Origin of the sequence: Labedaea rhizosphaerae (assembly GCF_004362825.1) — a bacterium.
GTDB lineage: Bacteria > Actinomycetota > Actinomycetes > Mycobacteriales > Pseudonocardiaceae > Labedaea > Labedaea rhizosphaerae.
Window position 1 is genome coordinate 237,444 of sequence record NZ_SNXZ01000006.1, and the last position, 24,568, is coordinate 262,011.

At 71.2% G+C, this 24,568-nt stretch carries 27 protein-coding genes; 16 read left to right on the forward strand and 11 right to left on the reverse strand.

Annotated features, from left to right (window positions below; translation table 11 throughout):
- The first annotated feature begins 10 nt into the window (after positions 1-10).
- Together EV186_RS30110 and EV186_RS30115 are read left to right on the forward strand one after the other, a co-directional pair.
- Positions 11-517, forward strand: coding sequence for a MaoC family dehydratase (locus tag EV186_RS30110; RefSeq protein WP_133852851.1), 507 nt, complete (start codon positions 11-13; stop codon positions 515-517).
- Entirely contained in the window at positions 514-1,629 is a 1,116-nt protein-coding gene (locus tag EV186_RS30115; protein ID WP_133852852.1) for a DUF2332 domain-containing protein, read from the forward strand. The genes EV186_RS30110 and EV186_RS30115 overlap by 4 nt, the downstream gene beginning before the upstream one ends.
- A 25-nt stretch (positions 1,630-1,654) precedes the next feature.
- Here EV186_RS30115 and EV186_RS30120 read toward each other — a convergent pair whose 3' ends face one another.
- A complete protein-coding gene (locus EV186_RS30120; RefSeq protein ID WP_133852853.1) occupies positions 1,655-2,065 on the reverse strand; it encodes an NUDIX hydrolase in 411 nt (136 codons plus the stop codon).
- Between the two features lie 151 nt (positions 2,066-2,216).
- Between EV186_RS30120 and EV186_RS39130 the strand changes: the two genes are divergently transcribed.
- Genes EV186_RS39130 through EV186_RS30135 form a run of 4 tightly spaced genes read left to right on the forward strand, consistent with a single transcriptional unit; the run spans position 2,217 to position 4,513 of the window.
- Entirely contained in the window at positions 2,217-2,381 is a 165-nt protein-coding gene (locus EV186_RS39130; protein WP_166659395.1) for a hypothetical protein, read from the forward strand.
- A gap of 17 nt (positions 2,382-2,398) precedes the next feature.
- The gene (locus tag EV186_RS30125; protein ID WP_133852854.1) at positions 2,399-2,959 is read left to right on the forward strand and encodes a PH domain-containing protein; all 561 of its coding nucleotides are present in this window, start codon (positions 2,399-2,401) and stop codon (positions 2,957-2,959) included.
- A gap of 54 nt (positions 2,960-3,013) precedes the next feature.
- Positions 3,014-3,886, forward strand: coding sequence for a PHP domain-containing protein (locus EV186_RS30130; protein ID WP_133852855.1), 873 nt, complete (start codon positions 3,014-3,016; stop codon positions 3,884-3,886).
- A 6-nt stretch (positions 3,887-3,892) separates the two neighbouring features.
- The gene (locus EV186_RS30135) at positions 3,893-4,513 is read left to right on the forward strand and encodes a MarC family protein (RefSeq protein ID WP_133852856.1); all 621 of its coding nucleotides are present in this window, start codon (positions 3,893-3,895) and stop codon (positions 4,511-4,513) included.
- Between the two features lie 541 nt (positions 4,514-5,054).
- On the opposite strand, the gene EV186_RS30140 is transcribed toward EV186_RS30135, so the two are convergent.
- The 6 genes from EV186_RS30140 to EV186_RS30165 form a co-directional block, all read right to left on the reverse strand.
- Positions 5,055-5,402 carry an arsenate reductase family protein gene (locus tag EV186_RS30140; protein WP_133852857.1) on the reverse strand — a complete coding sequence of 116 codons (348 nt, stop codon included), beginning with the start codon at positions 5,400-5,402 and terminating at the stop codon, positions 5,055-5,057.
- Positions 5,402-5,728, reverse strand: coding sequence for a hypothetical protein (locus EV186_RS30145; RefSeq protein WP_133852858.1), 327 nt, complete (start codon positions 5,726-5,728; stop codon positions 5,402-5,404). The genes EV186_RS30140 and EV186_RS30145 overlap by 1 nt, the downstream gene beginning before the upstream one ends.
- Positions 5,725-6,531, reverse strand: a complete 807-nt coding sequence (locus EV186_RS30150) for a RecB family exonuclease (protein ID WP_243754388.1) — start codon at positions 6,529-6,531, stop codon at positions 5,725-5,727. Before EV186_RS30150 ends, EV186_RS30145 begins: the two co-directional genes overlap by 4 nt.
- Before the next feature lie 165 nt (positions 6,532-6,696).
- A complete protein-coding gene (locus EV186_RS30155) occupies positions 6,697-7,566 on the reverse strand; it encodes an alpha/beta fold hydrolase (RefSeq protein WP_133852860.1) in 870 nt (289 codons plus the stop codon).
- 43 nt (positions 7,567-7,609) lie between these two features.
- Entirely contained in the window at positions 7,610-8,980 is a 1,371-nt protein-coding gene (locus EV186_RS30160; RefSeq protein WP_133852861.1) for an Rv3212 family protein, read from the reverse strand.
- 6 nt (positions 8,981-8,986) lie between these two features.
- Positions 8,987-10,687, reverse strand: coding sequence for a DEAD/DEAH box helicase (locus tag EV186_RS30165; RefSeq protein WP_133852862.1), 1,701 nt, complete (start codon positions 10,685-10,687; stop codon positions 8,987-8,989).
- A 255-nt stretch (positions 10,688-10,942) separates the two neighbouring features.
- Here EV186_RS30165 and EV186_RS30170 point away from each other — a divergent pair, with 255 nt between their 5' ends.
- Together EV186_RS30170 and EV186_RS30175 are read left to right on the forward strand one after the other, a co-directional pair.
- Entirely contained in the window at positions 10,943-11,587 is a 645-nt protein-coding gene (locus tag EV186_RS30170; RefSeq protein ID WP_133852863.1) for a ferritin-like fold-containing protein, read from the forward strand.
- 113 nt (positions 11,588-11,700) lie between these two features.
- Positions 11,701-11,931: a DUF3107 domain-containing protein gene (locus EV186_RS30175; protein WP_133852864.1), complete on the forward strand. Its 231-nt coding sequence runs from the start codon at positions 11,701-11,703 to the stop codon at positions 11,929-11,931.
- Between the two features lie 53 nt (positions 11,932-11,984).
- On the opposite strand, the gene EV186_RS30180 is transcribed toward EV186_RS30175, so the two are convergent.
- Entirely contained in the window at positions 11,985-12,296 is a 312-nt protein-coding gene (locus EV186_RS30180; RefSeq protein ID WP_133852865.1) for a DUF4873 domain-containing protein, read from the reverse strand.
- The gene (locus EV186_RS30185; protein ID WP_133852866.1) at positions 12,283-13,017 is read right to left on the reverse strand and encodes a TetR/AcrR family transcriptional regulator; all 735 of its coding nucleotides are present in this window, start codon (positions 13,015-13,017) and stop codon (positions 12,283-12,285) included. The genes EV186_RS30180 and EV186_RS30185 overlap by 14 nt, the downstream gene beginning before the upstream one ends.
- 80 nt (positions 13,018-13,097) lie before the next feature.
- Here EV186_RS30185 and EV186_RS30190 point away from each other — a divergent pair, with 80 nt between their 5' ends.
- Together EV186_RS30190 and EV186_RS30195 are read left to right on the forward strand one after the other, a co-directional pair.
- The gene (locus tag EV186_RS30190; RefSeq protein ID WP_133852867.1) at positions 13,098-14,018 is read left to right on the forward strand and encodes an AurF N-oxygenase family protein; all 921 of its coding nucleotides are present in this window, start codon (positions 13,098-13,100) and stop codon (positions 14,016-14,018) included.
- Positions 13,979-14,857 (forward strand): alpha/beta fold hydrolase, encoded by an 879-nt coding sequence (locus EV186_RS30195; RefSeq protein WP_243754363.1) that lies wholly within the window; start codon positions 13,979-13,981, stop codon positions 14,855-14,857. Before EV186_RS30190 ends, EV186_RS30195 begins: the two co-directional genes overlap by 40 nt.
- A gap of 15 nt (positions 14,858-14,872) precedes the next feature.
- Here the strand turns inward: EV186_RS30195 and EV186_RS30200 are convergent, their stop codons facing one another.
- Together EV186_RS30200 and EV186_RS30205 are read right to left on the reverse strand one after the other, a co-directional pair.
- Positions 14,873-15,844, reverse strand: a complete 972-nt coding sequence (locus EV186_RS30200) for an aldo/keto reductase (protein ID WP_133852868.1) — start codon at positions 15,842-15,844, stop codon at positions 14,873-14,875.
- Positions 15,845-15,884: 40 nt separating this feature from the next.
- On the reverse strand, positions 15,885-17,471 hold the full coding sequence (locus tag EV186_RS30205) for an AfsR/SARP family transcriptional regulator (protein WP_133852869.1): 1,587 nt from the start codon (positions 17,469-17,471) through the stop codon (positions 15,885-15,887).
- Between the two features lie 128 nt (positions 17,472-17,599).
- Between EV186_RS30205 and EV186_RS30210 the strand changes: the two genes are divergently transcribed.
- From EV186_RS30210 to EV186_RS30235, 6 genes are read left to right on the forward strand one after another with little or no spacing between them, the layout of a single operon-like run.
- Entirely contained in the window at positions 17,600-18,634 is a 1,035-nt protein-coding gene (locus tag EV186_RS30210) for an NAD-dependent epimerase/dehydratase family protein (RefSeq protein ID WP_133852870.1), read from the forward strand.
- A 2-nt stretch (positions 18,635-18,636) separates the two neighbouring features.
- Positions 18,637-19,890, forward strand: a complete 1,254-nt coding sequence (locus EV186_RS30215) for a metallophosphoesterase (protein ID WP_133852871.1) — start codon at positions 18,637-18,639, stop codon at positions 19,888-19,890.
- A complete protein-coding gene (locus EV186_RS30220; RefSeq protein ID WP_133852872.1) occupies positions 19,887-20,843 on the forward strand; it encodes a lysylphosphatidylglycerol synthase domain-containing protein in 957 nt (318 codons plus the stop codon). The genes EV186_RS30215 and EV186_RS30220 overlap by 4 nt, the downstream gene beginning before the upstream one ends.
- Positions 20,824-21,984, forward strand: a complete 1,161-nt coding sequence (locus EV186_RS30225; RefSeq protein ID WP_133852873.1) for a glycosyltransferase family 4 protein — start codon at positions 20,824-20,826, stop codon at positions 21,982-21,984. Before EV186_RS30220 ends, EV186_RS30225 begins: the two co-directional genes overlap by 20 nt.
- Positions 21,981-23,198 carry a glycosyltransferase family 4 protein gene (locus EV186_RS30230; RefSeq protein ID WP_133852874.1) on the forward strand — a complete coding sequence of 406 codons (1,218 nt, stop codon included), beginning with the start codon at positions 21,981-21,983 and terminating at the stop codon, positions 23,196-23,198. Before EV186_RS30225 ends, EV186_RS30230 begins: the two co-directional genes overlap by 4 nt.
- A 14-nt stretch (positions 23,199-23,212) precedes the next feature.
- A complete protein-coding gene (locus EV186_RS30235; protein ID WP_133852875.1) occupies positions 23,213-24,541 on the forward strand; it encodes a UDP-glucose dehydrogenase family protein in 1,329 nt (442 codons plus the stop codon).
- Positions 24,542-24,568: the final 27 nt, after the last annotated feature.

The window sequence follows — 24,568 nt, forward strand, 5'->3', positions numbered from 1 at the left end:
GAGGCGAGGCGTGCAGTTCGGTCGTAGTTATGAGGAGTTCGAGGTCGGCGCGACCTACAAGCACTGGCCCGGCAAGACGGTCACCGAGTACGACGACCACTTGTTCTGCCTGCTGACCATGAACCACCACCCGCTGCACCTCGACGCCAACTACGCGGGCGAGACCACGCAGTTCAAGCGCAACGTCGTGGTGGGCAACTACATCTACTCGCTGCTGCTCGGCATGTCCGTGCCGGACGTCTCCGGCAAGGCCATCGCCAACCTCGAGGTCGAGTCGCTCAAGCACGTCGCGCCGACCTTCCACGGCGACACGATCTACGGCGAGACGACCGTGCTGGACAAGTGGGAGTCCAAGTCCAAGGACGACCGCGGCGTCGTCCACGTGGAAACCAAGGGCTACAACCAGGACGGCACGCTCGTCTGCGTGTTCAAGCGCAAGGTCATGGTGCCCAAGCAGAACTACCTCGACGCGCGGGGCGGCGAGCAGCCCGGCCGGCCGACGCTGACCGAGTCATGACCGAGTCGTCGGCGGACCTCGAGCACCTGCGCGGGCGACTGCTGCGCTTCGCCGAGAAGGAAGCCGCCGGGATCTCGCCGCTCTACGAACACCTGGCCCGCCACGCGGCCGAGGACGACGACATCACGGGCCTGCTCGGCGCGGCGCAACCGGGCTTCGGCGCGCCCACGCTGCTCTTCGCGGCCGTGCACCGGGCGTTGCAGATGCGGCCGTTCCACGAGCTGGCCAACTACTACCCGTCGGTCGGCGGCAGCTACGGCGTGGACGAAGGCACCTGGCCCGCGTTCCGCTCGTTCGTCGCCGACAACGCCGAGCGCATCCGCGAACTGGTCGCGACCCGCACCACGCAGACCAACGAGGTGCGCCGGGCCGCCGTGCTGTACCCGGCGGTCGCGCTGGCCGCGAAGCAGGCGCGCGGGGCGATCGGGCTGCTCGAGGTCGGCACGAGCGCGGGTCTGCTGCTGGGCATCGACCGGTACTCCTACCGCTACCAGACCGAGCAGGCCGGTCAGCTGGCCGCAGGCCCGGCCAAGGCGCCGGTCGGCCTGCACTGCGCGCTGGAGCTGGGGCCGGGCGCGCAGCTGCCGGCGATCCCGAAGCGGCTGGCGGTTGGGGCGAGGATCGGCCTGGACCGCAACCCGGTCGACCTCGCCGACGAGGACGCCTACGCCTGGCTGGAGGCGTGCATCTGGGCCGACCAGCCCGAGCGCGCGCGCTTGTTCACCGTCGCGGCGGCCGCGCAACGCAAGGACCCGCCCGAGCTCGTCCGCGGCGACGCCGTCGACGACCTCGCGGCCGCGGCCAAGCGCATCCCGGAGTCGCTGCCCCTGGTGGTCATGACCAGCAGCGCGGTCGCCTACCTCGGCGAGCGCCGCCAGGCGTTCCTCGACGCGCTCGGCGAGCTGTCGCGCCGGCGGCCGGTGTGGTGGGTGAGCCAGGAGGGCTACCAGGTCGGCCTGGAGCTGCTGCTGCCCGGCCGCGAGGACCTCAAGCCGACCAACAGCTCGGCGTTCGGCGTGATCGGGCTGGTGCGGTGGCAGGACGGCAAGCCCGAAGCACGCGCGCTCGCCAAGGCTGGACTGCACGGTCAGCGCCTGGTCTGGCTGGGCTGACTGGACGCGCTCCGGCTGGTTCGCGCTAGCGGGGCAGGGCATCCCATTCGGTTAACGTCTGTTCCAACAGTTCAACCAGTGGGAGTGCGGCAAAGATCACACGATCGGTCCAACGCGCGTCCAGGGCGTCGTCGCCTGCTGCGAGGGCACCGCCGATGACCTCGCAGAAGTAGTCGTGGATCTCGAATACGCCGTGCGGCGCAGGCCGGGCGACCACACCGACCAGCCGGCCCGGCGTGACCACGAGACCGGTCTCCTCGCGGACCTCCCGCACGACGGCCTCGGCGTCCGTTTCGCCGGGTTCGACCTTGCCGCCGGGCAACGACCACCGGCCACGACCAGGATCGTTCGCTCTTTGCACGAGCAATAGCCGTCCCTGTGCGTCATACACGAGTGCGCCGACACACCTGATCTTCGGCTTATCCGGGTAGGTCATCGCCACCGACAGTAACGGGTTTTGGTGCGGTCGCCGTCCGCGTTGCCCCATGAGCGGTACTAGGCTCCCCTAAGTCCGCGGAGTGCGGTACAACGGTTTTCAGTAAAACCGCGCTCGGCACGGGTGCGGAAAAAACGAGCAAGGGGTCGACGTGAACGCGAAGAAGGCGCTCATCCTCGCCGGTGCTGCGCTGCTGGTGTTCTTCTTGGTCACTCAACCAGTCCAGTCGGCGGGGATCGTCACGCAGATCCTCAACACGCTGAAGGACGCCGCGGAAGCCCTGATCACGTTCGTACGCTCGGTGTTCCAAGGCTGAGCGGGTAACCTCGAGCCATGTTCGCGCCGAGGGATCCGGACGAATATCTACTCGACTCCGAACGCCGGGTGATCCGGGTCCGGCGGCACTGGGCTTCGCTCGCCTGGGACGTGTTCGAGGCCAGCGCCCTGTTCGCGATCGCGGTGATGGTCTCGTACCTGCTGCCGCCCGGCCTCGTGGTCGGTCAGAACGTGCTCTGGTACGCGGCCCTGCTCGTGCTGCTGCGGTTCATCTACATCGTGCTGCAGTGGTGGGTCGAGCGGATCGTCGTGACCGACAAGCGGTTCATGATGACCACCGGCGTCTTCACCACCAAGGTGCTGATGATGCCGATCAGCAAGGTCACCGACCTCACCTACCTGCGCACGGCCACGGGCCGGGTGTTCGGCTACGGCACGCTGGTCGTGGAGTCCGCCGGTCAGATCCAGGCGCTGAACAACATCACGTACCTGCCCAAGCCCGAGCAGGTCTACGACGCGATCTCCGAGCTGGTGTTCGGCGACAAGAAGGCGCAGGCCGAGCGCTTCTCGATGATCCGGGCGCAGCGCATGGCGCGGGGGAAGAAGCCCGTCGGCTGAGGTGGCGGTCACGCCCGACCGGAGGTCTGAGCGACCTTCGGTCACACTGGGCGCGTGGCACCCGAGCTGATTGACCTGCACACGCACTCGAACAGATCCGACGGCACCGACACGCCCGCCGAACTGGTGGCGGCGGCGGCCGCCGCCGGGCTCTCGACGGTGGCCATCACCGACCATGACACCACCGCCGGCTGGGACGAAGCGGCGGCCGCCTTGCCGCCGGGGATGCAGCTGGTGCGTGGCGCCGAGCTGTCGTGCGAGTCGCGGGACGGTCGAGGCGGCTGGTGCACCGTTCACCTCCTCGCGTACCTGTTCGACCCGTCCTCGCCGGTGATCATCGCCGAGCAGTCCAGGCTGCGCGTCGAACGCAGGCGCCGCCTTCGGCTCATGGCCGACAAGATGGCGGCCGCCGGCCTGCCCGTCGACGCCGACGAGATCTTCGCGGCCCTGCCGCCCGACGCGCCCGCCGGGCGCCCGCACCTGGCCGCCGCGTTGATCAAGGCGGGCGTGGTGGGGTCGGTGGACGAGGCGTTCGCGAGCTACCTGCGCACCGGCGGACCGTTCCACATCGGCCGCGCGGACACGCCCGTGCTCGACGCCATCCAGATGATCGCCGAGGCGGGCGGCGTGACCGTGCTCGCCCACGGCTTCGCTCGCCACCGCGGCCGCACGATCACCGCCGAGGTGGTCAAGGAGCTGGCCGGGGCCGGGCTCGGCGGGGTCGAGGTGTTCCACCCGGACCACACGCCGGAGAACCGCGCCGAGCTGCTCGAGCTCGCGGCCGACCTCGACCTGCTGGTGACCGGGTCGAGCGACTACCACGGCGGCCACAAGACGATCCGCCTCGGCCAGGAGACCACCGCCCCCGAGATGCTGGACGCCATCGTCTCGCGTGCGACCGGCGCTCCGCTGCTGACGGGGAGCTGACCCCGGGTGGCCGTCTTCGACGTCCCGCTCTTCGCCGAGGCGACGATCACGCTCGTGGTGATCATGGACCCGCCGGGCACCGTCCCGGTGTTCCTGAGCCTCGTCGGCCGCAAGACCCGCTCGACGCGCCTGGCCGCCGCGCGCCAGGCTGTGCTCGTGTCGCTCGGCGTGATCACGTTGTTCGCGGTCGGCGGCGAGGCGATCCTGTCCTACCTCGGGATCGGGATCCCGGCCCTGCAGGGCGCGGGCGGGTTGCTGCTGCTGTTGATCGCCTTGGACCTGCTGACCGGGCGTGGTGACGCCCAGCCGGAGGCGGTCGAGGACGTCAACGTGGCCTTGGTCCCGCTGGGCACGCCGTTGCTGGCCGGGCCGGGTGCCATCGCCGCGACGATCGTGTTCGTCCGGCAGGCCGACGGGCACTGGCCGTCGTACTTGGCGCTGGCGGCGGCGATCCTGATGGTGCACCTGGTGCTGTGGGCGTGCCTGCGGTTCTCCGGGCTCGTGATCAAGGTGATCAAGGAGAGCGGGATCGTGCTGCTGGCCAAGATCGCCGGTTTGCTCCTGGCGGCGATCGCGGTGCAGTTGGTGGCCGACGCCGTGCGCGGGTTCGTGAGTGGGGCCAGCTGAGCACTCGCGGCCGGCGGCGCGTGGCGGGCGGGCCTGCCGTTTGGTGGCGGGCGGGGTCTGCCGCTGTCGCGCGCGGTTGATCGAGGCCAGGCCGCCGGTCGGTGGGGTCGGGGTGGGTGAGGCCGGAGCGGCCGGCCGGTGCGGCTGAGGTTGGGCGAGGGCCAGGCGGTCGGGCTGGGGTGGGTGAGGGCCAGGCGGTCGGCCGGTGGGGCTGGCGTGGGTGAGGGCCGGAGCGGTCGGCCAGTCGGCGTGGCGTGAGTCCCTTCTTCACCTCCGAGGCGGGATCGAGTCGACCAGGGGCGGGTGCTTGTGAGCTGTGCTGGTGCTGGCTGCGGCACTGCGTCTTTACAGCAGACGCGCAGAACACCCAGATCCGGGCAGAATTCGGGGCCTTGTCGCTCGATCAGGTGAAACAGACCTGGTCAAGCGTGGCGACCTGCAACGCCTCTACCAGGCATTTTACCGAAGATCCAGCCGCGAACAGGGCAACTGCTGGCTTGTGGACAACTTCGGAAAACCCTGTGGAAAACCCGACCGGCAGTCAGCCGAGGATGTCGGACACCGCTTGCGGCGTGCGGGCCACCGACGCCCGGCCGTCGCCGGCGATCACGATGGGGCGCTGGATCAGCGACGGGTTGGCCACCAGCACGTCGATCCACTTCTGGCGGTCGTGCGGCAGGGCACCCAGGTCGAGTTCCTTGGCCAGGGGATCACCGGTGCGGGCGAGCTCCCACGGCTGCATGCCCAGCGTCTCGAGCACCTCGTCCAGCTCGGCCGCGGTGGGCGGCTGGTCCAGGTAGCGCCGTTCGACGTACGGGCGACCGCTGTCGTCCAAGGCCTGCTTCGCCGCACGCGACTTCGAGCAGCGGGGGTTGTGCCAGAGCTCCATCACGACCACCAGAAGAACCACAGGGTCGCCGCGGCGACCACGACCATCAGGACACCGGGGAGGATTGTCGCGCGGCCGGTCCGGCGGTCCAGCATGCGCTGGCACGCGAAGCACAGCGCGCCGGCGCCGAGGTGCCCGGCGACGGCGAAGACGCCAGGTCCCGGCGTGCCGCGGAACAAGGCGTAGAGCTGCGCGCCGAGCACGAGGACCGCGAGCAGCACCATTCCCGCCGCCAGCACCCCGCTCATCTCACGCGGGAACTTCAGCTTGCGCCCGCTCGGCGGCCGGGGCAGCCGTGCGGTGACAGCCTCTTGGTCGGTACTCACGGCACCAGCATCGCCCATGGCTCGTCCGCGGGCGCGGCCGCCTGGCCCTCGGGGCAGCTGCGCCGGAAATCGCACCAGCCGCACTGGCGGCCGGGCTGGCTCGGGAAGAGCACGTCCGGGTCGCCGCCCGCGGCGAGGGTGTCGGTGGCCAGCTGGAAGTCCTCGGCCGATTCCTGGGCACGCTTGTGGTGGCGCGCAAGGGATTCCTCGGTGTGCTCCCACGCGGCGACGGTGCCGCTGGGCAGGTGGTGCAACTCCACGCGGGTGCACGGCCTGCGCAACGTGCGGCGCGCGGCGATCACATACAGGGCAAGCGCTTGCGAACCGCGGGCGTCGTCGGTGGTGAGGGCGTGGCGGCCGGTCTTGTAGTCGACGATGACGAGTTCGCCATCGCGTTCGTCGATGCGGTCGACCCGGCCCTCGACGATGAGCTTGCCCGCGGGCGCCGACACCCAGCGCTCCAACCCGACGGGGTCGTCGGTGACGTCGACACCCGCGATGTAGTCGACGACCCAGCCGATCGCCCGGCTGCGGTACTCCGCGGCCTGCTTCGGGTGCTGGAAACCCTCGTCCTTCCAGTGCTGGCCCACCAGCGCGGCCGCCATCTCCGGCGTGCGGCGCCCGACCGGCAGGTCGTAGAAGGCACGCAACGCGTTGTGCACCACGGCACCCAACGTGTTGTGCGCGAACGCCCCACCACGCGGTGGCGTGGGCCGATCCACGTACGCCATCCGGTAGCGGCGCGGGCAATCCGCCCACGTCGCCAACTTCGATGGGGTGACCTTCACCAGCTTCGCCGGCATGGCGTCGAACCCGAGCTGCCCTTGCACGGCACCAACGTTACGCAGCCCCACCGACAGTGTTGATGGCACTCTCTTCGTTCGCGCGGGCCGCGGCCCCTTCATGGCCTGGCTCGCTCCGGTCGCGGAGCGACCTCCACGAACCAGGCCGGGCCGCAGCCGTGTGGGTTACAGCCAGCTGTGCCAGGTGGGGAGGAGGGTGGCCAGCAACGCCGTCGGGTTCTCCGTGTTGGGCGAGTGCAACGCATCCGGGATCACGGCGAAATCCGCGTCCAGCCGGTCCGCCATGTCGCGCTGCAACGGCACCGGCCACGCGTCGTCGTCCTGCCCGCACGCCACCAGGCACGGCGTGCCCTGGGTGCGCAACGCGTGCGCGAGCGCGCCGACCTGGTCCGGTTCCGAGCGCAGCCCGTGTGCCATGCCCAGCAACCCGGCCGGCTCGTTGCGCAGGAACCGCTCCTTGAGGAACGCCTTCAACTTGTCGGACTTCGACGCCCACGCCGGGGTCTGCGCCGACATCGCCTCCATGCCTTGGTACAGCGCCTCGATCCCGTACTGGCGCAACGCCGGCTCGGCCAGGTCCAGCAGTTGGCGGCGCGCGCCCGAAGGCAGCTCACCGGGACCGCTGTCCAGCAACGTCAAACCGGTGATCGAGGCCCCGGCCAGCACGGCAGCTCGTGAGACCAAGCCACCGTAGGAGTGCCCGAGCAGCAGGACGGGCCGGCCATCGGCGCCCAGCTTGCCGATCAGCTCCGCCAGGACCAGCCCCAGCGGTCCGGGCAGGTACTCCGACTCGGCCGCGGGCCCGACCGACTCGTTCTGGCCGGGCAGGTCGATGGCGACGACCTCGAAGCCGTCCGCGGCGACCGGGTCGAGCAGCGGAGCGAAGTCTTCCTTCGAGCCGGTGTAGCCCGGCACCAGCAACACGATGGGCGCGTCCGGACGGCGGATGCGCAGCGCCGCGATCGGACCCAGCCTGCCGTCCAACTCGACGCGGTCCGCGCCGTGGGCACTCACCTGCGAAGGAGTCTCGGTCACGCCTTCGATTTTGCCTCAGCAATCTCGAAAACGCCTTGCGTAACTACCTGAGGGCGACCAACGTCGCACCGCGCTGCTCGAAGACCATCGGGCCCTCGAAGTCCATCTCCACCGGGCCGGTGTAGCCGCCGCGGTCGACGGGGAAGGTGCCGATCTTCTTGCCGGTGACCGGGTCGAGGACGTCGATCCCGCCGGGCACGGGCACCAGCAGCTTGCCCGCGAACCGGGTGCCCGGGCCGAGCGCGCCGTCCACGGTCCACAGTGGAGTGAGCGCGCGCTGGTTCAGGGCGATGGTGCGCGAACCGGTGTACCAGTAGATCATCCCGGGGCCTTGGGCCGTGGACACGACAGGACCCTTGGCGCTGCCCCGCAGGTCGGCGTCCGGCAGGTGCAACGGGTACTCCGCGACCTGCTTGCCCTCGACCGTGTACACGACCAGCCGCTGCGGGTCGGGCAGCGCGACCGCGATGTGGTCGCCGCTGAACGCGACGATCTGCGCGTCGTGCCCGCCGACCACGACGCTGCCGGTGACCTCGGGGATGTCCCAGTCGTCCTTGCCGACCGCCTTGTAGACGCTCAACCGGTCGCTGCCGATGTCGTCGGAGCACCGCTCGATCACCGCGACGTAGCCACCGCCGGCCCCGACCGAGCCGTACTTGCACTCGTTCGGCCGGTCACCGGAGGTCTGCGTCTCGGGGTTGACGCGCTGCTTGCCCGCGTTGCGCAGGTCGGGCATCCGGCCGTACTCGACGGTCAGCACCAGGTCCGACCGCCAGGTGTCCAGCACGTCCGGGCCGGTCGCGGTGACGTAGTTGCCGTCGTAGACCAGGTGGGTGCCGAGCTGGGCGTCGTCGTTGCGGGCGGTGTCGCGCTCGCCGTCGTCGGAGTGCAGCGTCGTCACCTCGCTGCAGCCACCGCCGGACCGCGGGTCGCTCGACGGCAGCAGCCGGCCGTCGGTCTGGTAGACCGTGACGACCTTCGACCACGCCGTTGCGACCGTGCACAACGGCAGGTCACGCGCATAACGCCAGCGCACCTGGCCGGTCAGCGGGTCCCGGCCGAGCACCTCGCCACCAGCCGCGGTGACGATGGCCGTGCCGGTCACCACCGGCTGCGGGGTCGCCGGGCTGTCGGCCCGCCACGCCTCGGCCAGCGAAGGCGGGAACACCTCGGGGGCCGACGGCGGCTCGATCGGCACCGCCGCCGTCTGCGAGGTGGTCGCGTGCTCGTCGCTGTTCTGCCACAACACGAACCACGCGATGAGGGCGGCCACGACGATCAGCGCCACCGCGACCAGGTCACGCGGCCTGCGGAACCTGGTGCGGGGCATGCTCGGCTGGTCGGGGCCGTCCGGCTCGTCGAGCGCTGGTTCGGCGAGCACATCCTCCTCGCCGGCGGTCGTGGACTCCTGCACGGTGGGTCAGTCTGCCGAAGCCGATGTTTCCTCGGTGTTCGGGCTCACCTCGGCACCGGAACGGCGGCGACGCCTGCGCCGGGCCGGGCGGTCGCCGGTCGGCTCGCCGGCCTCTTCGGCCTTGGGTGCCTCGTCGCTCTCCTGCGGCTGGCCGGCCACGACCTCGCCGGCGCGCCTGCGGGTGCGGCGCCGGCGCGGGCGGCTCTCGCCGTCCTCTTCGCCGTCGGCGCCCTGCTGGGTGACCGGGGCCCGGCTGCCGGACTTGGTGACCTTGGTGCGCCCGCGTTTGCGGTTGTTGCGCCCGCGCTTGCCGTCGAGGTCCTCGAGCTTCTCGGCGTCCAGCCCGGCGCGGGTCCGCTTGGCCAGCGGCAGCCGTCCGGTGGAGTCGGCCGGGATGTGCAGGTCGGCGAACAGGTGCTCGGAGGTGGAGTAGGTCTCCACCGGCTCGGGCTTGCCGAGGTCGAGCGTGTCGCTGATCAGCTTCCAGCGCGGCTCGTCGTCCCAGTCGACCAGCGTGATCGCCACGCCCGCGCGCCCGGCCCGGCCGGTGCGGCCGATGCGGTGCACGTAGGTCTTCTCGTCCTCGGGGCACTGGTAGTTGATCACGTGGGTGACGCCGGTGACGTCGATGCCGCGGGCTGCGACGTCGGTGCACACCAGCACGTCGACCTTGCCGGAGCGGAACGCGCGCAGGGCCTGCTCGCGGGCGCCCTGGCCGAGGTCGCCGTGCACGGCACCGGCCGCGAAACCGCGTTCGGTCAGCTCGTCGGCGACCTTCTGGGCGGTCCGCTTGGTCTTGGTGAAGATCATCGCGAGGCCGCGGCCGTCGGCCTGCAGGGCCCGGGCGATGACCTCGATCTTGTCCATCGAGTGCGCCCGGTAGACGAACTGCTCGGTGCGCTCGTGGATGGCGCTCGCGTCGTTCTCCTCGGCCCGGATGTGCGTGGGCTGGGACAGGAACGTGCGGGCCAGCGTGATGATCGGGCCGGGCATGGTGGCCGAGAACAGCATGGTCTGGCGGCTGTCCGGGACCATCCGCAGGATCCGCTCGATGTCGGGCAGGAAGCCCAGGTCGAGCATCTCGTCGGCCTCGTCGAGCACCAGCGCGGCGACCTTGCCGAGCACCAGGTGCTTCTGCTCGGCGAGGTCGAGCAGCCGGCCCGGCGTGCCGACCACGATGTCGACGCCGCGGCGCAGCGCCTCGATCTGCGGCTCGTACGGGCGGCCGCCGTAGATCGACAGCGTGCGCACGCCCAGGTACTTGCCCGCGTCCGCGAGGTCCTTGGTGACCTGCACGCACAGCTCGCGGGTCGGCACGACGACCAGCACCTGCGGGGTGCCGTCGCCGGGGCCGCCGAGGCGGTGCAGCAGCGGGACGCCGAAGCCCAGCGTCTTGCCGGTGCCGGTGCGCGCCTGGCCGATGATGTCCTCGCCGGCCAGGCCCAGCGGCAGGGTCAGCTCCTGGATCGCGAACGTGTGCTCGATGCCCGCTTCGGTCAGCGCCCGGACGATGTCCGGGTGGACGTCGAACTCCGCGAAGGTCGGGGCCTCCGGGGTGACCGGGGCGCCCGCCTGCAGCGGGTGGGCCGTGACCTCCGCCACCCCGGTCTCGCTGTGCTCCAGCGCCACCGGGTCCGCGGTCGTGTTCTCTTCTGTGGTGTTGTCCTGAGTCAGGGTGATCGCCTCTCCTCGCCCGCGCGCACCCATCGGCGACCATCGCCGTTCAACCGCTCGACCGCGCACTCGCCTGCGGTTTCACAGGGCGCGCGGGAGAGGTCGCGCGGTGCGCATACCCTCCATGGGGCGGTCTTGGCCCGCCCTTGGTCTTGTCGATGCCTGCGCGCCACCGGGCGGGCACTCACACCGGCCGTTTACCGAGGCCGGCGGTGACCACGCGCCCTTGCGTGGGCAGGCGTCACTGCACATTCTACCTGGGAGGTACGGGCGGATACGCTCGGTACCGTGAGTGAGTCTCAGATTGGCGTCGTCGACCTGCTCGGAGTGCTGGCATACGGCGAGCTCTCGGCGTTCGACCGGCTGGCGGAGGACGCGCGCGCGGCACCCACCCTGGCGGGTCGCGCAGCGCTCGCCGAGATGGCCGGCCTGGAGATCGGCCACTACCGCCAGCTCGCCGACCGGCTCGGCGAACTCGGCGCCGACGTGCAGGAGGCCATGGCCCCGTTCATCTCGCACATCGACGCGTTCCAGGCGTCCACCACGCCCAACTCCTGGCTCGAGTCCCTGGTCAAGGCCTACGTCGTGGACGGCCTCGCCGCGGACCTCTACCGGGAGCTGGCGAGCTGGCTGGACGAGCCGACCCGCGAGCTCGTCCTGCACACCCTGGCCGACACCGGGCACGCGGCGTTCGCCGAGCGGGAGGTGCGCGCGGCGTGTGAGCGAGATCGCACCCAGCGGGACCGCCTGACCCTGTGGGGGCGGCGGCTGCTCGGCGAGGCGCTGACCCAGGCCCAGTACGTGGTGGCCGAGCGCGACGGGCTGGCCGAGCTGATCGTCAAGGGCTCGGGCGACCTCGCGGGGATCGCGGCGCTGTTCCGGCGGCTGCAACAGGGCCACGGGAAACGGATGACCGCGCTGGGGCTGGGCTGACGGACCGGTTCAGCGGGGAGCGAACGGCGCCGCCCTGACCGGATGCGCACCGCCGCGCTCGACTAGCCTGGCGGACAACCAACACGAAGGTTGTTGCGAATGCGGAGGTCAGCGTGGAGGTCAAGATCGGCATCGCCGACACCGCTCGGGAGCTGGTGCTGACGAGCACGTTGTCCCCGGACGAGGTGGAGGCCCTGGTGTCCGACGCCCTCGGGGCCAAGAGCACGGGCACCCTCACCCTGGTGGACGACAAGGGTCGCCGGTTCGTCGTGCCCGCCGCCCGGGTCGCGTACGTGGAGATCGGCGCGGCGGACGCCCGCCGGGTCGGGTTCGCCACCGCCTGAGAAACGCGAAGAAGGGCCGTACCCGCTTGTCGGGTACGGCCCTTCTGGCGTCTTCAGAGCGTTGTGGGTACCGCGAACGGTGGCGTGCTCGACCCGGTGATCCGGTAGCGGCCCCACGGGTCGGGGTCGGACAACTCGCCGTCGGCGCTGCCTTGCGGGGTGCGGATGGTGGCCTCGGTCTTGCGGCCGCCCGCGATCGCGGTCAGCTCGTCGTTGCCCGCGAGCCGCCCGTACCAGCGGTAGCGGCCGTCGATGGGCTGGAAGTGGCCGCGCAGGTCGACCTCGACGGTCAGTTCGCGCTCGCCGACCACGAGGGTCGCCGGTCCGGCGTAGCCGTCGTCGTCTTGGTTCTCATGCCCGGTCACGCTTGGCCTCCTCCAGTTTGACGACCTTGTTCAGCTCCAGCGGTTTCGTGCCGTCGACGCTCACGCCGTTCTGCCGCAGGATCCCGTCGATCGCGGCCCAGATGACCTGCGTGAGGTACTCGACGACGGCGTCGCGGGCCATGGTCTTGCGCTCCAGCCACCACTCGCCGACGTTCTGGACCATGCCGACGATCCCGTACGCCCACGGCTCGGCCGCGCCGGAGTCGAGCTGGAACGCGCGCATGTAGTCGCCCAGCAGGGTGGCCAGCGCCGCGGCGATGACCTCCTTGTCCTCGGCGACCACGTCCGAGCCGGTCGGTTCGGACAGGCTGCGGCGCACGAGCAGCCGGTAGAGGTTGGGGAACTCTTCTATGACCGAGAAGAAGGCGTCCAGGCTCTTGCGGATCCGCGGAATCGGCGCTTCCTCGATGTTCATGGCCGGGATCAGCCGCTCGAAGAGGATCTCCGTGCCGCGGTGCCCGAGGGCGACGATCAGGTCGGCCTTGTCGGTGAAATGCCTGTACAGCACGGGTTTGGTCACGCCGGCCTCGGCGGCGACGTGCTCCATGCCGAGGTCGGGACCGTGCGCGGCGAGCGCGCGCAGCGCCGCCTCGACGAACTCCTCGCGGCGTGCGGCGCGGTGCGAGCGCCAGCGGTCACGCCGGGCGTCGGCCGGAGCGGTTGCCTCATGCTTGTCGTCGCGCTTGACACCGTCTTGCATGTGTCGGATGCTACCAGAGGTAACAGTTACTTCGGGTAACAGCCTGGAACGAGCACCAACGGTATCGATCGGGGAGTGACATGAGCCGCGCAGTGCAGGTCGCCAAGGGCGCCGACCGGGAGAAGACCGCGCAACGGTTGCTGAACTCGTCCGCCGACAAGTTCTACGACCCCGAGGTCGACATCGACTGGGACGCGCCGGTCCCCGACGACAAGCTCTTCCACCCCGAGCGCCGGGTTTCCTTGTACGGCACCGAACTCTGGGATCGGTTGAGCCCTGAGCAGCGGCGGGAACTCGGCAAGCACGAGATCGCGAGCATCTGCGCGTCCGGCATCTTCTTCGAGGTGCTGTTGATGCAGTTGCTGCTCAAGCAGGTCTACCGGCTCGACCCCACGAGCGGCCACGTGCAGTACATGCTCACCGAGATCGCCGACGAGTGCCGCCACTCGACGATGTTCGGCAAGGCGATCAAGCGCTTCGACGCCACCGTCTACGGCCCGCGCCCGTGGGTGAAGGCGCTCGCGAAGCTGCTGCCCGCGATCGGTCGCGGCCCGTCGATCTACGCGGCGATCCTGGTGGCCGAAGAGGTCCTCGACCGCATGCAGCGCGAGAACATGGCCGACGAGGACCTGCAACCGTTGGTGCGCATGGTGAACCGCATCCACGTGCTGGAGGAGGCGCGGCACGTGACGTTCGCGCGCCAGGAAGTCGCGCGGGGCATGGGGAAGGCCGGGCCGTTCGCGCGCAGGCACCACGCGTTGCTGACCGCGGTCGTGTCGTACTTCGTGTCCCTGAGCCTGATCAACCCGAAGGTCTACGCGTCGGTCGGGCTCGACCCGAAGCAGGCGTGGAAGGCCGCCAAGGAGAACCCGCACTTCCAGGCGACGATGGCGCACTGGGGCGAGCGGATCATCGCGTTCCTGCGGGAGTCGGACCTGGTCGACGAGAAGGGGATCTCCGGGTGGTTGTGGCGCAAGTCCCTGCTGCTGTCCCGTTCCTGACCTCGGACGGGGTCCGGCTGGCGCTGCTGGACAGCGGACCCGCCGACGCGCCGGTGACCGTCGTGTTCGTGCACGGCTGGACGTCGGACTCGACAACGTGGGACGACGTGCTCCCGCTGCTGACCGCGCCGGTGCGGACCATCCGGTTCGACCTGCGCGGCCACGGCGGCTCGGACCCCGCGCCGCCCGGCACCGCGACCATCGAACGGCTCGGCGCGGATCTGGCCGAGCTGGTCGAGGAGCGCGTGCCGGACGGGAAACTGGTGCTGGTCGGGCATTCCATGGGCGCGATGGCGGTGATGGCGCTGGCCGAGCAACGCCCGGAGCTGGTCGAGAAGCGGGTCGCGGGCGTGCTGCTGTTCTCCGGCGCCGCCGCGGGCCTGGCCGACGCGACGTTCGGCCTGCCGCGCTGGGTGCTGGCCGGCGAGCAGAAGCTCACCGCGCGGCTGGCCCGGGTGAGCCGGCCGGTGATCGCCCGCCGGACCGCCGCGTTGCGCCCGGGCGTGCGGTGGCTGGCGTTCGGCCGCCGTCCCTCGCGCGCGCACGTGGCCAAGGCGGCGCGGCAGTTCGGTCGCGCGCACCCGGCGAGCATGGCGGGCTTTCGGGTGTCGTTGACCGAGCACGACCGGCTGGCCGCGTTGGCCGCACTGCGCTGCGTGCCGGTGGTCGTGCTGTCGGGATCGCGGGACCGGTTGTGCACGCCCGCACAGGCCCGGGCGATCGCGGCCGAGTTGCCGTCGGCGACCTTCGTGGCGTTTCCCGAGGCGGGACACATGCTGCCGTTCGAACGCCCCGCGGAACTGGCCCGCCACATCGACCGGCTGGCCGCGCCACACTAGGGTCGCGAACCTCCCTCAGCTGGGCGCCGGGCAGGGGTCGGCTTCGTCCAGGGCGGCGCGGTGGGTGTCGTCGAGCTCAAGGTCGGTGGCGTCCAGGAGCTCGTCGAGTTGGCCTGGGTCGCTGACGCCGACGATCGGGATGAGCTGGGGGTTGGTCAGCAACCAGGCGAGCACGACCTGGTTCGGGGTGGAGCCGAGTTCGGCGGCGACGTGACGCAGCACCGCCAGCCGCGCGGGTGTGCCGGGGTGGTCGTAGGCGGGCTGCAGCGGTTTGTCGGCGCGGACGTAGGCGCCCGCCAGCAACGTGTTGTAGGCCCACAACGTCAGGTCCGGGTGGCTGCGCACGTAGTCCAGCGACTCCTCGGTGACGTGCAGGTGCGACGGGTGGGGGAGCCGGGGACACACCCGCGGTGCCAGGTACGAGTAGCGCAGTTGCACGCACGAGTAGCCAGGGCGACCGGCCGCGCCGGCCATCGTTCGCGCGCGTTCCACTTGCCACGTCGCGTGGTTGCTCGCGCCGAGCAGGCGTGCCTTGCCGGACTCGACCACGTCCGCGAACGCACCCAAGGTCTCGTCCAGCGGCACCGAGCGGTCTTCGACGTGGGCCCAGTAGACGTCGACGTGGTCGGTACCGAGGCGGGCGAGGCTTCCGTCCACAGCGGACTGGATGGCTCGCGCCGACAAACCTTCGCGCACGCCCGGCGCGACCGGCTGCGCGCCGACCTTGGTGCTCAGCACGACGCGGTCACGAGCACCACGCGCGGCGAGCCAGCGGCCGAGGACGGTCTCGCTCTCGCCGCCCCGCGCGCCGTCGAGCCAGTACGCGTAGTTGTCGGCGGTGTCGATCAGGGTGCCCCCGCGTTCGGTGAACCGGTCGAGGATCGCGAACGACGTCGGCTCGTCGACGTGAGTGCCGAACCACATGGCGCCCAAGCACAACGCGCTGACTCGGGTGCCGTCGGCGAGGGTGCGCAGCGACACGGCCATGATTCGAACGTAACAGCGGTGCTCGCCTTCGGCAGCGGCATCAGGGGACCGGTCGCGGAGCAGGGAGCGTGTGCACGACGGTGGCCAGGTGGGCGGTGCGCTGGGTTTCGAGGTAGGCGCGGATCGTCAGGTCGTCGTGCTTGCGAACGGCGGCCGCGGCGTTGCGCAGCGCCCGGGGCCGGTAGCCGCAGCGGCGGGCGAGTTCCGCGGCGGCCAACGGATCCGCGGCCACCTGGGTGCCGATCACCTTGGCCAGCAACTCCACAGCTTCGGCCGGAGTCAGCGCGTCGAGCGGGAGCAGGTAGGCGCCGTTGCTGGCGGTCAGGTCGGCCAGCGAGTCGCGGCTGGTCAGCAGGACGACACACCCCGCGCCGCCGGGTAACAACGGCGGGATCTGGGGCGCGGCGGCGACGTTGTCGACCAGCAGCAGGATCTGCTTGCCCGCCAACAAAGACCGGAACATCCGGCCCGCGTCGTCGGCGTCGGTGGGGGTCTGGTCGTCCGGAACCCCCAAGGAACGCAGCAGTGCCGCGAGGGCTTTGGCCGGCGTCAGCGGGCTGCGACTGTTCCCGCGCAGGTCGAGGAACAGTTGCCCGTCGGGGAAGTGCGGTGCCGCCCGGTGCGCCCAGTGGATGGCGAGCGCGGTCTTGCCGAGCCCGGCGGGGCCGGTGATCGCGATGATCGGCACGGCCGTCGGGTGGGCGGCGACGTTGCCGGGCAACGCTTTGTCGAGCCTGCGCAGTTCGGTGTCACGCCCGGTGAAGTCGACGATGTCGGCGGGCAGCTGGGCGGGCTTCGGTGCGGGCACCGGCTCGGGCTGGGTGGTGGGCAGCGGCCGGGCGAACTCGGCGGCCAGCTGGTCGCGCAACACGGCCTCGTGCACGGCCTTCAGCTCGACGCCCGGGTCGACGCCGAGCTCGTCGCGCAACAGCCGCGCGGTCTCGCGGTACACGGTGAGCGCGTCCGCGCGTCGTCCCGCCCGGTACAGCGCCGACATCAGGTGCCGCACCAGCCGTTCGCGGAACGGGTGCTCGGCGGCCAGCGCGGCGATCTCGTCGAGGATCTGGGTGTGCCGGCCGAGTTCGAGCTCGCACTCGAAGCAGTCCTCCAGCACCGTCAACCTGCGGCTGTCCAAGCGTTCCGCGGCCGCACGCACCACTTCGCCGTCGAGGCCGCTCAACGACGGCCCACGCCACTGCGCGAGGCCTTGGCGCATGAGCCGTGCGGCGGTTGACAAATCCCCGGACCGCATGGCTTTGGCGCCCAGGTCGGCCGCCGCCTCGAAGCGCAGTGCGTCGAGTTCCTCGTCGGTGACCCGGATCCGGTAGCCGGTGTCCTCGGTGACGATGACTTCCCTGCTCTCCCCGGCCGATCGCCACGACCGCCGCAGGTGCGCTATGCGGTTGCGGACCTGGTTCCGGCTCGTGGCAGGGGGTTCGGCGTTCCACACCGCGTCGACGAGCTGGTCGATCGACACCACTGCGTTGGCGTTCACGAGCAGGACGGCCAGCATCTTCCGCTCGCGCGGCCCGCCGATGGGCAGCGGGCGGCCCCCGGCGAGGACCTTCATTTCGCCGAGGATGCTGAACTCCAACCCGGCTTCCCCCATGCCGCCATTTTCCCGCACCGCTCGCACCCCCGCCACACGCTTTCCGACGTGGAGCAACACCACTCGGTGGTGTTCGTCTGGTGCCGGGGTGGTGACGACCGCGCTTAACGTCCGGCATTCGTCACGGCGACAGAAAGGAGCTCGGGGTGAAAGTCCTCGTGACCGGAAGCGCAGGCATCTTCGGCACCCACCTGGTGCGCAGGCTCGCCCGTTCGGCGGGCGAGCCGTACGAGGTGATCGGGCTCGACATCCGGGACGCGGAGCCGATTCCCGGTGTGCGGCAAGTGATCGGCGACGTTCGCGACCCCGACATGGTCGGGCGGCTGACCGACGGCGCCGACGCCGTCGTGCACTGCGCGGCGGCCCTGCCGAGCCACGACGAGGCCGACGTGTGGTCGGTCGACGTCGACGGCACGAGCACCGTGCTGGCCGCGGCGCGTCGTTGCGGAGTTTCCCGTTTCGTCCACATTTCGTCCACCGCCGTGTATGGCGTGCCGGAAGTGCAACCCACCCCGGAAAATCACCCGTTCGTCGGTGTCGATCCGTACAACCGGGCGAAGATCGCCGCCGAGCGGTTGTGCGGGCAATACCGCGACGAAGGCATGTGCCTGCCGATTCTGCGGCCGAAGACATTTCTCGGTCCCGAGCGGCTGGGTTTGTTCGCGATGCTCTTCGAGTGGGCGAGCGAGGGCCGCGGGTTCCCGGTGCTCGCCGGCGGCCGCGTCCGCTGCCAGATGCTCGACGTGGCCGACCTGTGCGACGTGACCGTCGAGGCGCTGCACCGGCCGGCCGACGCCGTCAACGACGTGTTCAACGTCGCGGCAAGCGAGTTCGGGTTGCTGCGCGACGAGTTCCAGGCGGTGCTCGATGCCGCGGGCCACGGTCGCCGGGTGATCACCATCCCGGCACGGCCCGCGATCGGCGTGCTGCGGGCGTTGGAGAAACTTCACATCTCGCCGGTGTACAAGCGACTGGCCCGCAAGCTGCTGCACGACTCGTACGTCTCGATCGACAGGGCGCGCTCCCGGCTCGGGTTCGACCCGAAGTTCTCGAACACCGAGTCGCTGCTGCGCACCTACGACTGGTACCTCGAGCACGCGCGGGGCACGCAGCACACCGGCCGCAGCCACGGCGAACCCTGGCGCCAGGGTGCCCTCAAGCTGGTCAAAGCGGCGTTCTGAGCATGGTCGCCTACCTCAAGGGCATCGCCGACAGCAGCATCCTGCTGGTGCTCGCCCACGGCTACCTGTACTGGCGGCTGGTCCATTGCACCACCGCCGACCGCAGGCGGCGTCTGGTGCTGGGTGCCTGCCTGGGCGCCGCGGCCGCGCTCGCGGTGGCCACCAACGCGTTCAGCAGGCTGCTGCCTGTCTCGGTGGCGCAGTGGGCCGCCTGGCCGGGTTACCTCTGGTGGGCGCTCGCCTTCTACCTGACGATCGCGTTGGTGTTGCTGGAGATACCGCGCGCGGTGCTCCGGTTGCGCAGGCGCGCCAAGCAGAAGACCGGGCAGGAGACCAAGCAGAAGACCGCCGTGCTCGTGGCAGCGGGTGGCCCACCCGAGGAAACCGTTGCCGGCGAACCGAAACCGGAGCCCGAGGTCGGCCGGCGGCAGGTGCTGGCGCGCTCGTTCGCCCTGGCGGCCGGCGTGGTGTCGGCGAGCACGGTGGCCTACGGCGTGGAGTCGGCGCTCGGCCCACCACAGGTGACCCGCTACGACGTGCCCCTCGCGGGGCTTTCGCCGAGCCTGTCCGGGTTGCGGATCGCGACGGTGGCCGACATCCACGCCTGCGCGTTCCACCGGCGCCCGCACGTCGAGCGGATGGTCCGGATGATCAACGACACCCGGCCCGACGTGGTGGCCGTCGTCGGCGACCTCGCCGACGGCACCGTCGAGCAGCTCGGTGACGACGTGACCCCGTTGCGGGAGTTGCGGTCCACGTACGGCAGCTACTTCGTCACGGGCAACCACGAGTACTACGCACAGGTCGGCGACTGGCTGAAGTTGTTGCGGCGGCTGGACGTCCGGCCGTTGCTCAACGAACGCGTCGGCATCGGCGGCGCGGGCGGGTTCGACCTCGCCGGTGTCAACGACCTCAGCGCGACCGGCTCCGGTCAGCCGGGTCCGGACGTCGGACAGGCGCTCGCCGGCCGCGACCCCGCCCGCCCGGTCGTGCTGATGGCCCACCAGCCGGCCATGGTCGACGAGGCCGCCCGCCACCGGGTCGACCTGCTGCTCGCCGGGCACACCCACGGCGGCCAGATGCAGCCGCTGGGCCTGCTCAAGCGGCTGCAGGGCCCGTCGGTCTCCGGGTGGTCGACCGTCGAGGACACGCGGATGTACGTCACCCGGGGCGTCGGCACGTTCGGCCCGCCGGTCCGGGTCGGGGCCGCGCCGGAGCTCACCGTCATGGACCTGCGACCAGGAGGTGCCCGATGACCCCGGCCCGGCGCTCGAGCGCCTCGCGTGTGGTGTCGGTCGTGCTGACCCTGGGCGCCATCGCCGCCATCGGCTGGTGGATCGGGCAGCACCGCGACGCGGTGTGGCACGCCATCGACTCGATCTCGCCGCTGGTCATGCTGGGCGCGGCGGCGCTCGTCGTCGCGGGCAGCATGCTCACGATGCTGTCCTGGCGGGAGCTGACGGTGCCCCGCGACGGCGTGCTCGGCCTGCGTGCGGCGTCCGCGTTCTTCTTCTCCACCCAGCTGGGCAAGTACCTGCCCGGCGGTGGGGTGTGGCCGGTGGTGGCGCAGTCCTACCTGGCCGACACGCTCGGCCGGTCCCGGTCGCAGATGATCACCGCTGCGTCGGTGAACCTGGGCATCTCGATGCTGAGCCGGGTCGTGCTCGCCGCGGGAATCGTGCCGGTGGTCGTCCCCGGCCTGTGGTGGGTGCCGCTGGTCGGCGTGGCCGGGTTCCTGCTGCTGGTGTGCCTGCCGGGCCAGGTGATCGCCCTGGTGTCGCGGCTGCCGAAGCTGCGCACCGTCGACGCCTCGACCGCGAAGGCGCTCGGCGGGCAGATCCGGCGGTCCGCCTGCTGGTCGCTGGCCGGCTGGGCGGTGATCGGCCTGCACGTCTACGTCCTGATGGTGGCGGCCGGGGCCGATCCGCTGCGTGTGCTCTACCCGGCGGTCGCGGCGCAGGCCCTGGCCACGGTGCTCAGCAGCCTGGCCGTGTTCTTCCCCGCGGGGATCGGCGCCCGCGAACTGATCATGGTCGGGATGCTCAGCCAGCTGGTCGACCCGCCCAGTGCCCTGGCCGTCACGGTGGTCAGCCGGCTGGTGACCGCCGTCGTGGAGATCGGCCTGGCCGTGGGCTTGCGCCGGCCGCGCCCGCACGAAGTCCCGACGCACCAAGAGAAGGGAGTCGACAGTGTCCGAACGCCGGTATGACCTGGCCATCGCGCTGAACTACTACCACCCGTACCTCAGCGGTGTCGCCCGCACGGCGAAGGTGGTGGCGGAGGGCCTGACCCGCCGCGGCCACCGGGTCGCCGTGGTGACCACGCAGCACGACAACCGGTTGCCGCAACGGGAAGAGCTCAACGGCGTCGACGTCTACCGCGCGCCCATCGTGCGCAAGATCGGTCGCGGCTACTTCAGCCCCGCGATGACTCGGATCACCCGGGACGTGGCGCGCCGGTCGCGGCTGCTGCACGTGCACCTGCCCATGCTGGAGGCGGCGCTGCTGGTGCGCGGCATCGGCGACACCCCGGTGGTGACCCGCTACCACATCGACGTGTGGATGCCGCCGTCGTTGTTGCGGGCGCCGGTGACCCGCGCGGTCAACGCGTCGGTGTCGAGTGCCCTCAAGGCCTCCGCCGCGGTGACGATCAACAGCCACGACCAGATCGTGCGGTCGGTGCACCGCGCGACGCTCGCCGACGCGGACGTGCACGCGCTCCCGGCCCCCTGCACCGACCGGCGCGGCGGCACCGCGCGGTACCGCGAGACCGCCGGCCTGCACATCGGGTTCCTCGGCCGCGTGGTCGCGGACAAGGGCGTCGACCGGCTCGTGCGGGCGTTCCGCATGGTCGACGACCCGGACGCGCGGCTGCTGATCGCGGGCGACTTCGAAGACGTCGCCGGGGGCAGCACCATCGACGTGGTCCGCGCGGCGGCCGCCGGGGACGACCGGGTGCGCATCCTCGGCCCGCTCACCGGGTCGGCGCTCGACGACTTCTACGCGTCGATCGACGTGTTCGGGCTCCCGTCGGTGGTCGAGTCGTTCGGCCAGGCGCAGGCCGAGGCCATCATGTGCGGCGTCCCGTCGGTGACGGTGGACCTGCCCGGCGGGCGGCTCCCGGTCACCGAGACCGGGCTCGGCGTGCTCATCGAGCGCGGGGCGAGCGACGCCGAGTTGCACGAGGCCCTGCTCGCCGCGGCGGACATCCCGGCGCAGCGCAGGCAACAGGCGGCGGCCAAGGCGTTGCGCCTGTTCGGCACGGACCGCTTCCTGGACGCCTACGAGGAACTGCTCGACGAGCACGGCCTCGACGTGCCGGTGACCGGTCGCGAGGAGGAGGTCGCATGAGGATCGCCATGGTCTGCACCGGTGCGCCGCCCGACCCCTACGGCGGCCTCGGCACCTACATCGAGGGCCTGCTCGGCGGATTGGCCGCGCAGGACGCCGAGGTGCACCTCGTCGGGGCGAGCCGCTTCCCCGACCTGCCCAAGGTGTCGCGGTACCACCAGGCCACCGTCCGCCGGGTCCGGGTCGCCAAGCCGTGGACGCACGCCTCGCTGCTCGGCCTGCTGGGGATGGTCTGGGCGTTCGTCCGGTTGAACGTCGTCGGCACCTGGTACGTGTGGCGGTTGCACCGCAAGGCCAAGGTCGACCTCGTCGCCGTGCACGACTGGATGTGCGCACCGGCCGGCCTGGCCTGCGCGCGGCTGCTGAAGATCCCGGTCTGCTACCACATCCACTCGGCCGAGAGTTTCGTCGGCGCGAGCAGCAAGAGCCTGCGGGCCGCGGTCGGGCGGGTGCTCAACCGGGCACTGAGCAAGCGGGCCGACCTGATCGTCGTGCCCTCGGCCGCGACGGTGTCGGACATCCCGCACCTGGCCGGGCGCGCCGACGTCTTCCCGATCTCGCACGGTGCCGGGCGGGCGTGGCGGATGCCCTGCCCGGACGACGCCGAGCGCGCCGCGGTTCGCGACGAAGTCCGTTCGCGGTACGGGATCCCGGAGGGGCGGCGGCTGCTCGTGTACGCGGGCCGGTACGCGCCGCACAAGGGCGTGGTCCAGCTGGTCGAGTCGATCCGGCAGGCCGTGGACGGCGGCGCGGACGTCGCGCTGGTGATGGCCGGCACGGGGTGGCCGGACGTCGCCCACGACGACCGGCTGACCGAGCGGGTCGGCCGGCTCGAGCTCGGCGACCGGGTGCACCTGCTGCGCGAGTGGCTGGACACCGACGACCTGCGCGACCACATGGTGGCGGCCGACGCGTGCGTGTTCCCGTCGGCGTACGAACCGTTCGGCTTCGTGGCGCTGGAGGCGATGGCGTTGCGGGCGCGCACGGTCGTCGGTCCCGGGTTCGACGAGGACATCGTCGGCAGCGAACAGGACGCGTGCTTGCGCACGTCGACGGTCGAACCGGCCGAGCTGGTGCCTGCATTGGTCCGGGCCAGTGGTGACGAGGACCCCGAGCTGGGCGACCGGGCCCGCCGCTTCGTGCGGGACCACCACTCGTGGGAGGCCGCCGCGGGCCGGACGCTCGACGTCTATGCCCGCGCGGTCGAGAACTGAGAGAGGAGCTGGACGTGTTCGTTCGACGGATCGCCGTGATCGGCACCGGGTACGTGGGTCTCACCACCGGCGCGTGCCTGGCCTCGCTGGGGCACCGGGTGGTGTGCGCCGACGTGGACGCGGCCAAGTTGGAACGGCTCGACCGCGGCGAGGTCGACATCCTCGAACCGCGGCTGGCCGAGCTGGTCGCCGAAGGGCGGGCGGCAGGCCGGTTGAGCTTCGTGCGGGGTGCCGCGGCGGCCGTGCGTTCGCCGGAGTTCGCCGCCGAGGTGGTCTTCCTGTGCCTGCCGACGCCGATGGGCGTCGGCGGGGTGGCCGATCTGTCCATTGTGGAGCAGGTGTTGCGGGAGATCCGGCCGCTGCTGCAGCCGGACGCGGTCGTGGTCAACAAGTCCACCGTGCCGGTGGGGACCGCGGTGCGGACCGCGGAGCTGCTCGACCGCGACGACGTGACCGTGGTCTCCAACCCGGAGTTCCTGCGGGAGGGCAGTGCGGTGCAGGATTTCCTGGCGCCCGACCGGATCGTGGTCGGGTGCGATCAGCAGGACGCGGCCGAGCGTGTCGCCGCGCTGTACGCCCGTCTCGGCGCGCCGACGGTGTTGACCGACGCGGCGAGCGCGGAGCTGGTGAAGTATGCGGCGAACTGTTTCCTGGCGATGAAGCTGTCCTATGTCAACGCGATGGCCGAGTTGTGCGAGCGCCTGGGCGCCGACATCTCCGACGTCACCGAGGGCATGGGTTACGACCGGCGCATCGGGCAGTCGTTCCTGCAGCCCGGCCCCGGTTGGGGCGGGTCCTGCCTGCCGAAGGACACCCAGGCGATGCTGCAGGTGGCCGACGGCGCGGACTTCGAGTTCCGGTTGCTGCGCGCGACCATCGACACCAACACGCGGCAGCGCCAGCGCATCGTCGACAAGGTCCGCGTGGCGGTGACCGGCAAACGCGACGGTTCGCTGTCGCGCAGCCGGATCGGGGTCCTGGGCCTGACGTTCAAGTCCGGCACCAACGACCTGCGCGACTCGCCCGCGCTGGCGGTGGCCGCCCTGCTGCGCCAGGCCGGCGCCGAACTGATCGGCTACGACCCGGTCCTGTCGACCGACGGTGCCGACGGCGCTGATCTCGCCGGTGTCTCGATGGTCGACGACCCCTACCTGGCGGCCAAGGACACCGACGCGCTGGTGCTGCTCACCGAGTGGCCCGAGTTCCGGTCGCTGGATTGGGCCCGGCTCGCCGAGGCGGCCCGCGAGCCGGTCGTCGTCGACACCCGCAACCTCCTCGATGCCGAGGCGGCCCGCCGCGGCGGCTTCGAATGGATCGGCCTCGGCCGCCCGGTCGCGGCCTGACCCACCCGCCAGCTCGCCTGTGCAGTT

Excerpts from the sequence above, each read along its gene's own strand:
- EV186_RS30115 (WP_133852852.1), top strand. The coding sequence starts at position 514 with ATGACCGAGTCGTCGGCGGACCTCGAGCACCTGCGCGGGCGACTGCTG.
- EV186_RS30120 (WP_133852853.1), bottom strand. The coding sequence starts at position 2,065 with ATGACCTACCCGGATAAGCCGAAGATCAGGTGTGTCGGCGCACTCGTG.
- EV186_RS30125 (WP_133852854.1), top strand. The coding sequence starts at position 2,399 with ATGTTCGCGCCGAGGGATCCGGACGAATATCTACTCGACTCCGAACGC.
- EV186_RS30140 (WP_133852857.1), bottom strand. The coding sequence starts at position 5,402 with ATGGAGCTCTGGCACAACCCCCGCTGCTCGAAGTCGCGTGCGGCGAAG.
- EV186_RS30150 (WP_243754388.1), bottom strand. The coding sequence starts at position 6,531 with ATGCCGGCGAAGCTGGTGAAGGTCACCCCATCGAAGTTGGCGACGTGG.
- EV186_RS30165 (WP_133852862.1), bottom strand. The coding sequence starts at position 10,687 with ATGGGTGCGCGCGGGCGAGGAGAGGCGATCACCCTGACTCAGGACAAC.
- EV186_RS30185 (WP_133852866.1), bottom strand. The coding sequence starts at position 13,017 with ATGCAAGACGGTGTCAAGCGCGACGACAAGCATGAGGCAACCGCTCCG.
- EV186_RS30190 (WP_133852867.1), top strand. The coding sequence starts at position 13,098 with ATGAGCCGCGCAGTGCAGGTCGCCAAGGGCGCCGACCGGGAGAAGACC.
- EV186_RS30200 (WP_133852868.1), bottom strand. The coding sequence starts at position 15,844 with ATGGCCGTGTCGCTGCGCACCCTCGCCGACGGCACCCGAGTCAGCGCG.
- EV186_RS30215 (WP_133852871.1), top strand. The coding sequence starts at position 18,637 with ATGGTCGCCTACCTCAAGGGCATCGCCGACAGCAGCATCCTGCTGGTG.
- EV186_RS30220 (WP_133852872.1), top strand. The coding sequence starts at position 19,887 with ATGACCCCGGCCCGGCGCTCGAGCGCCTCGCGTGTGGTGTCGGTCGTG.
- EV186_RS30230 (WP_133852874.1), top strand. The coding sequence starts at position 21,981 with ATGAGGATCGCCATGGTCTGCACCGGTGCGCCGCCCGACCCCTACGGC.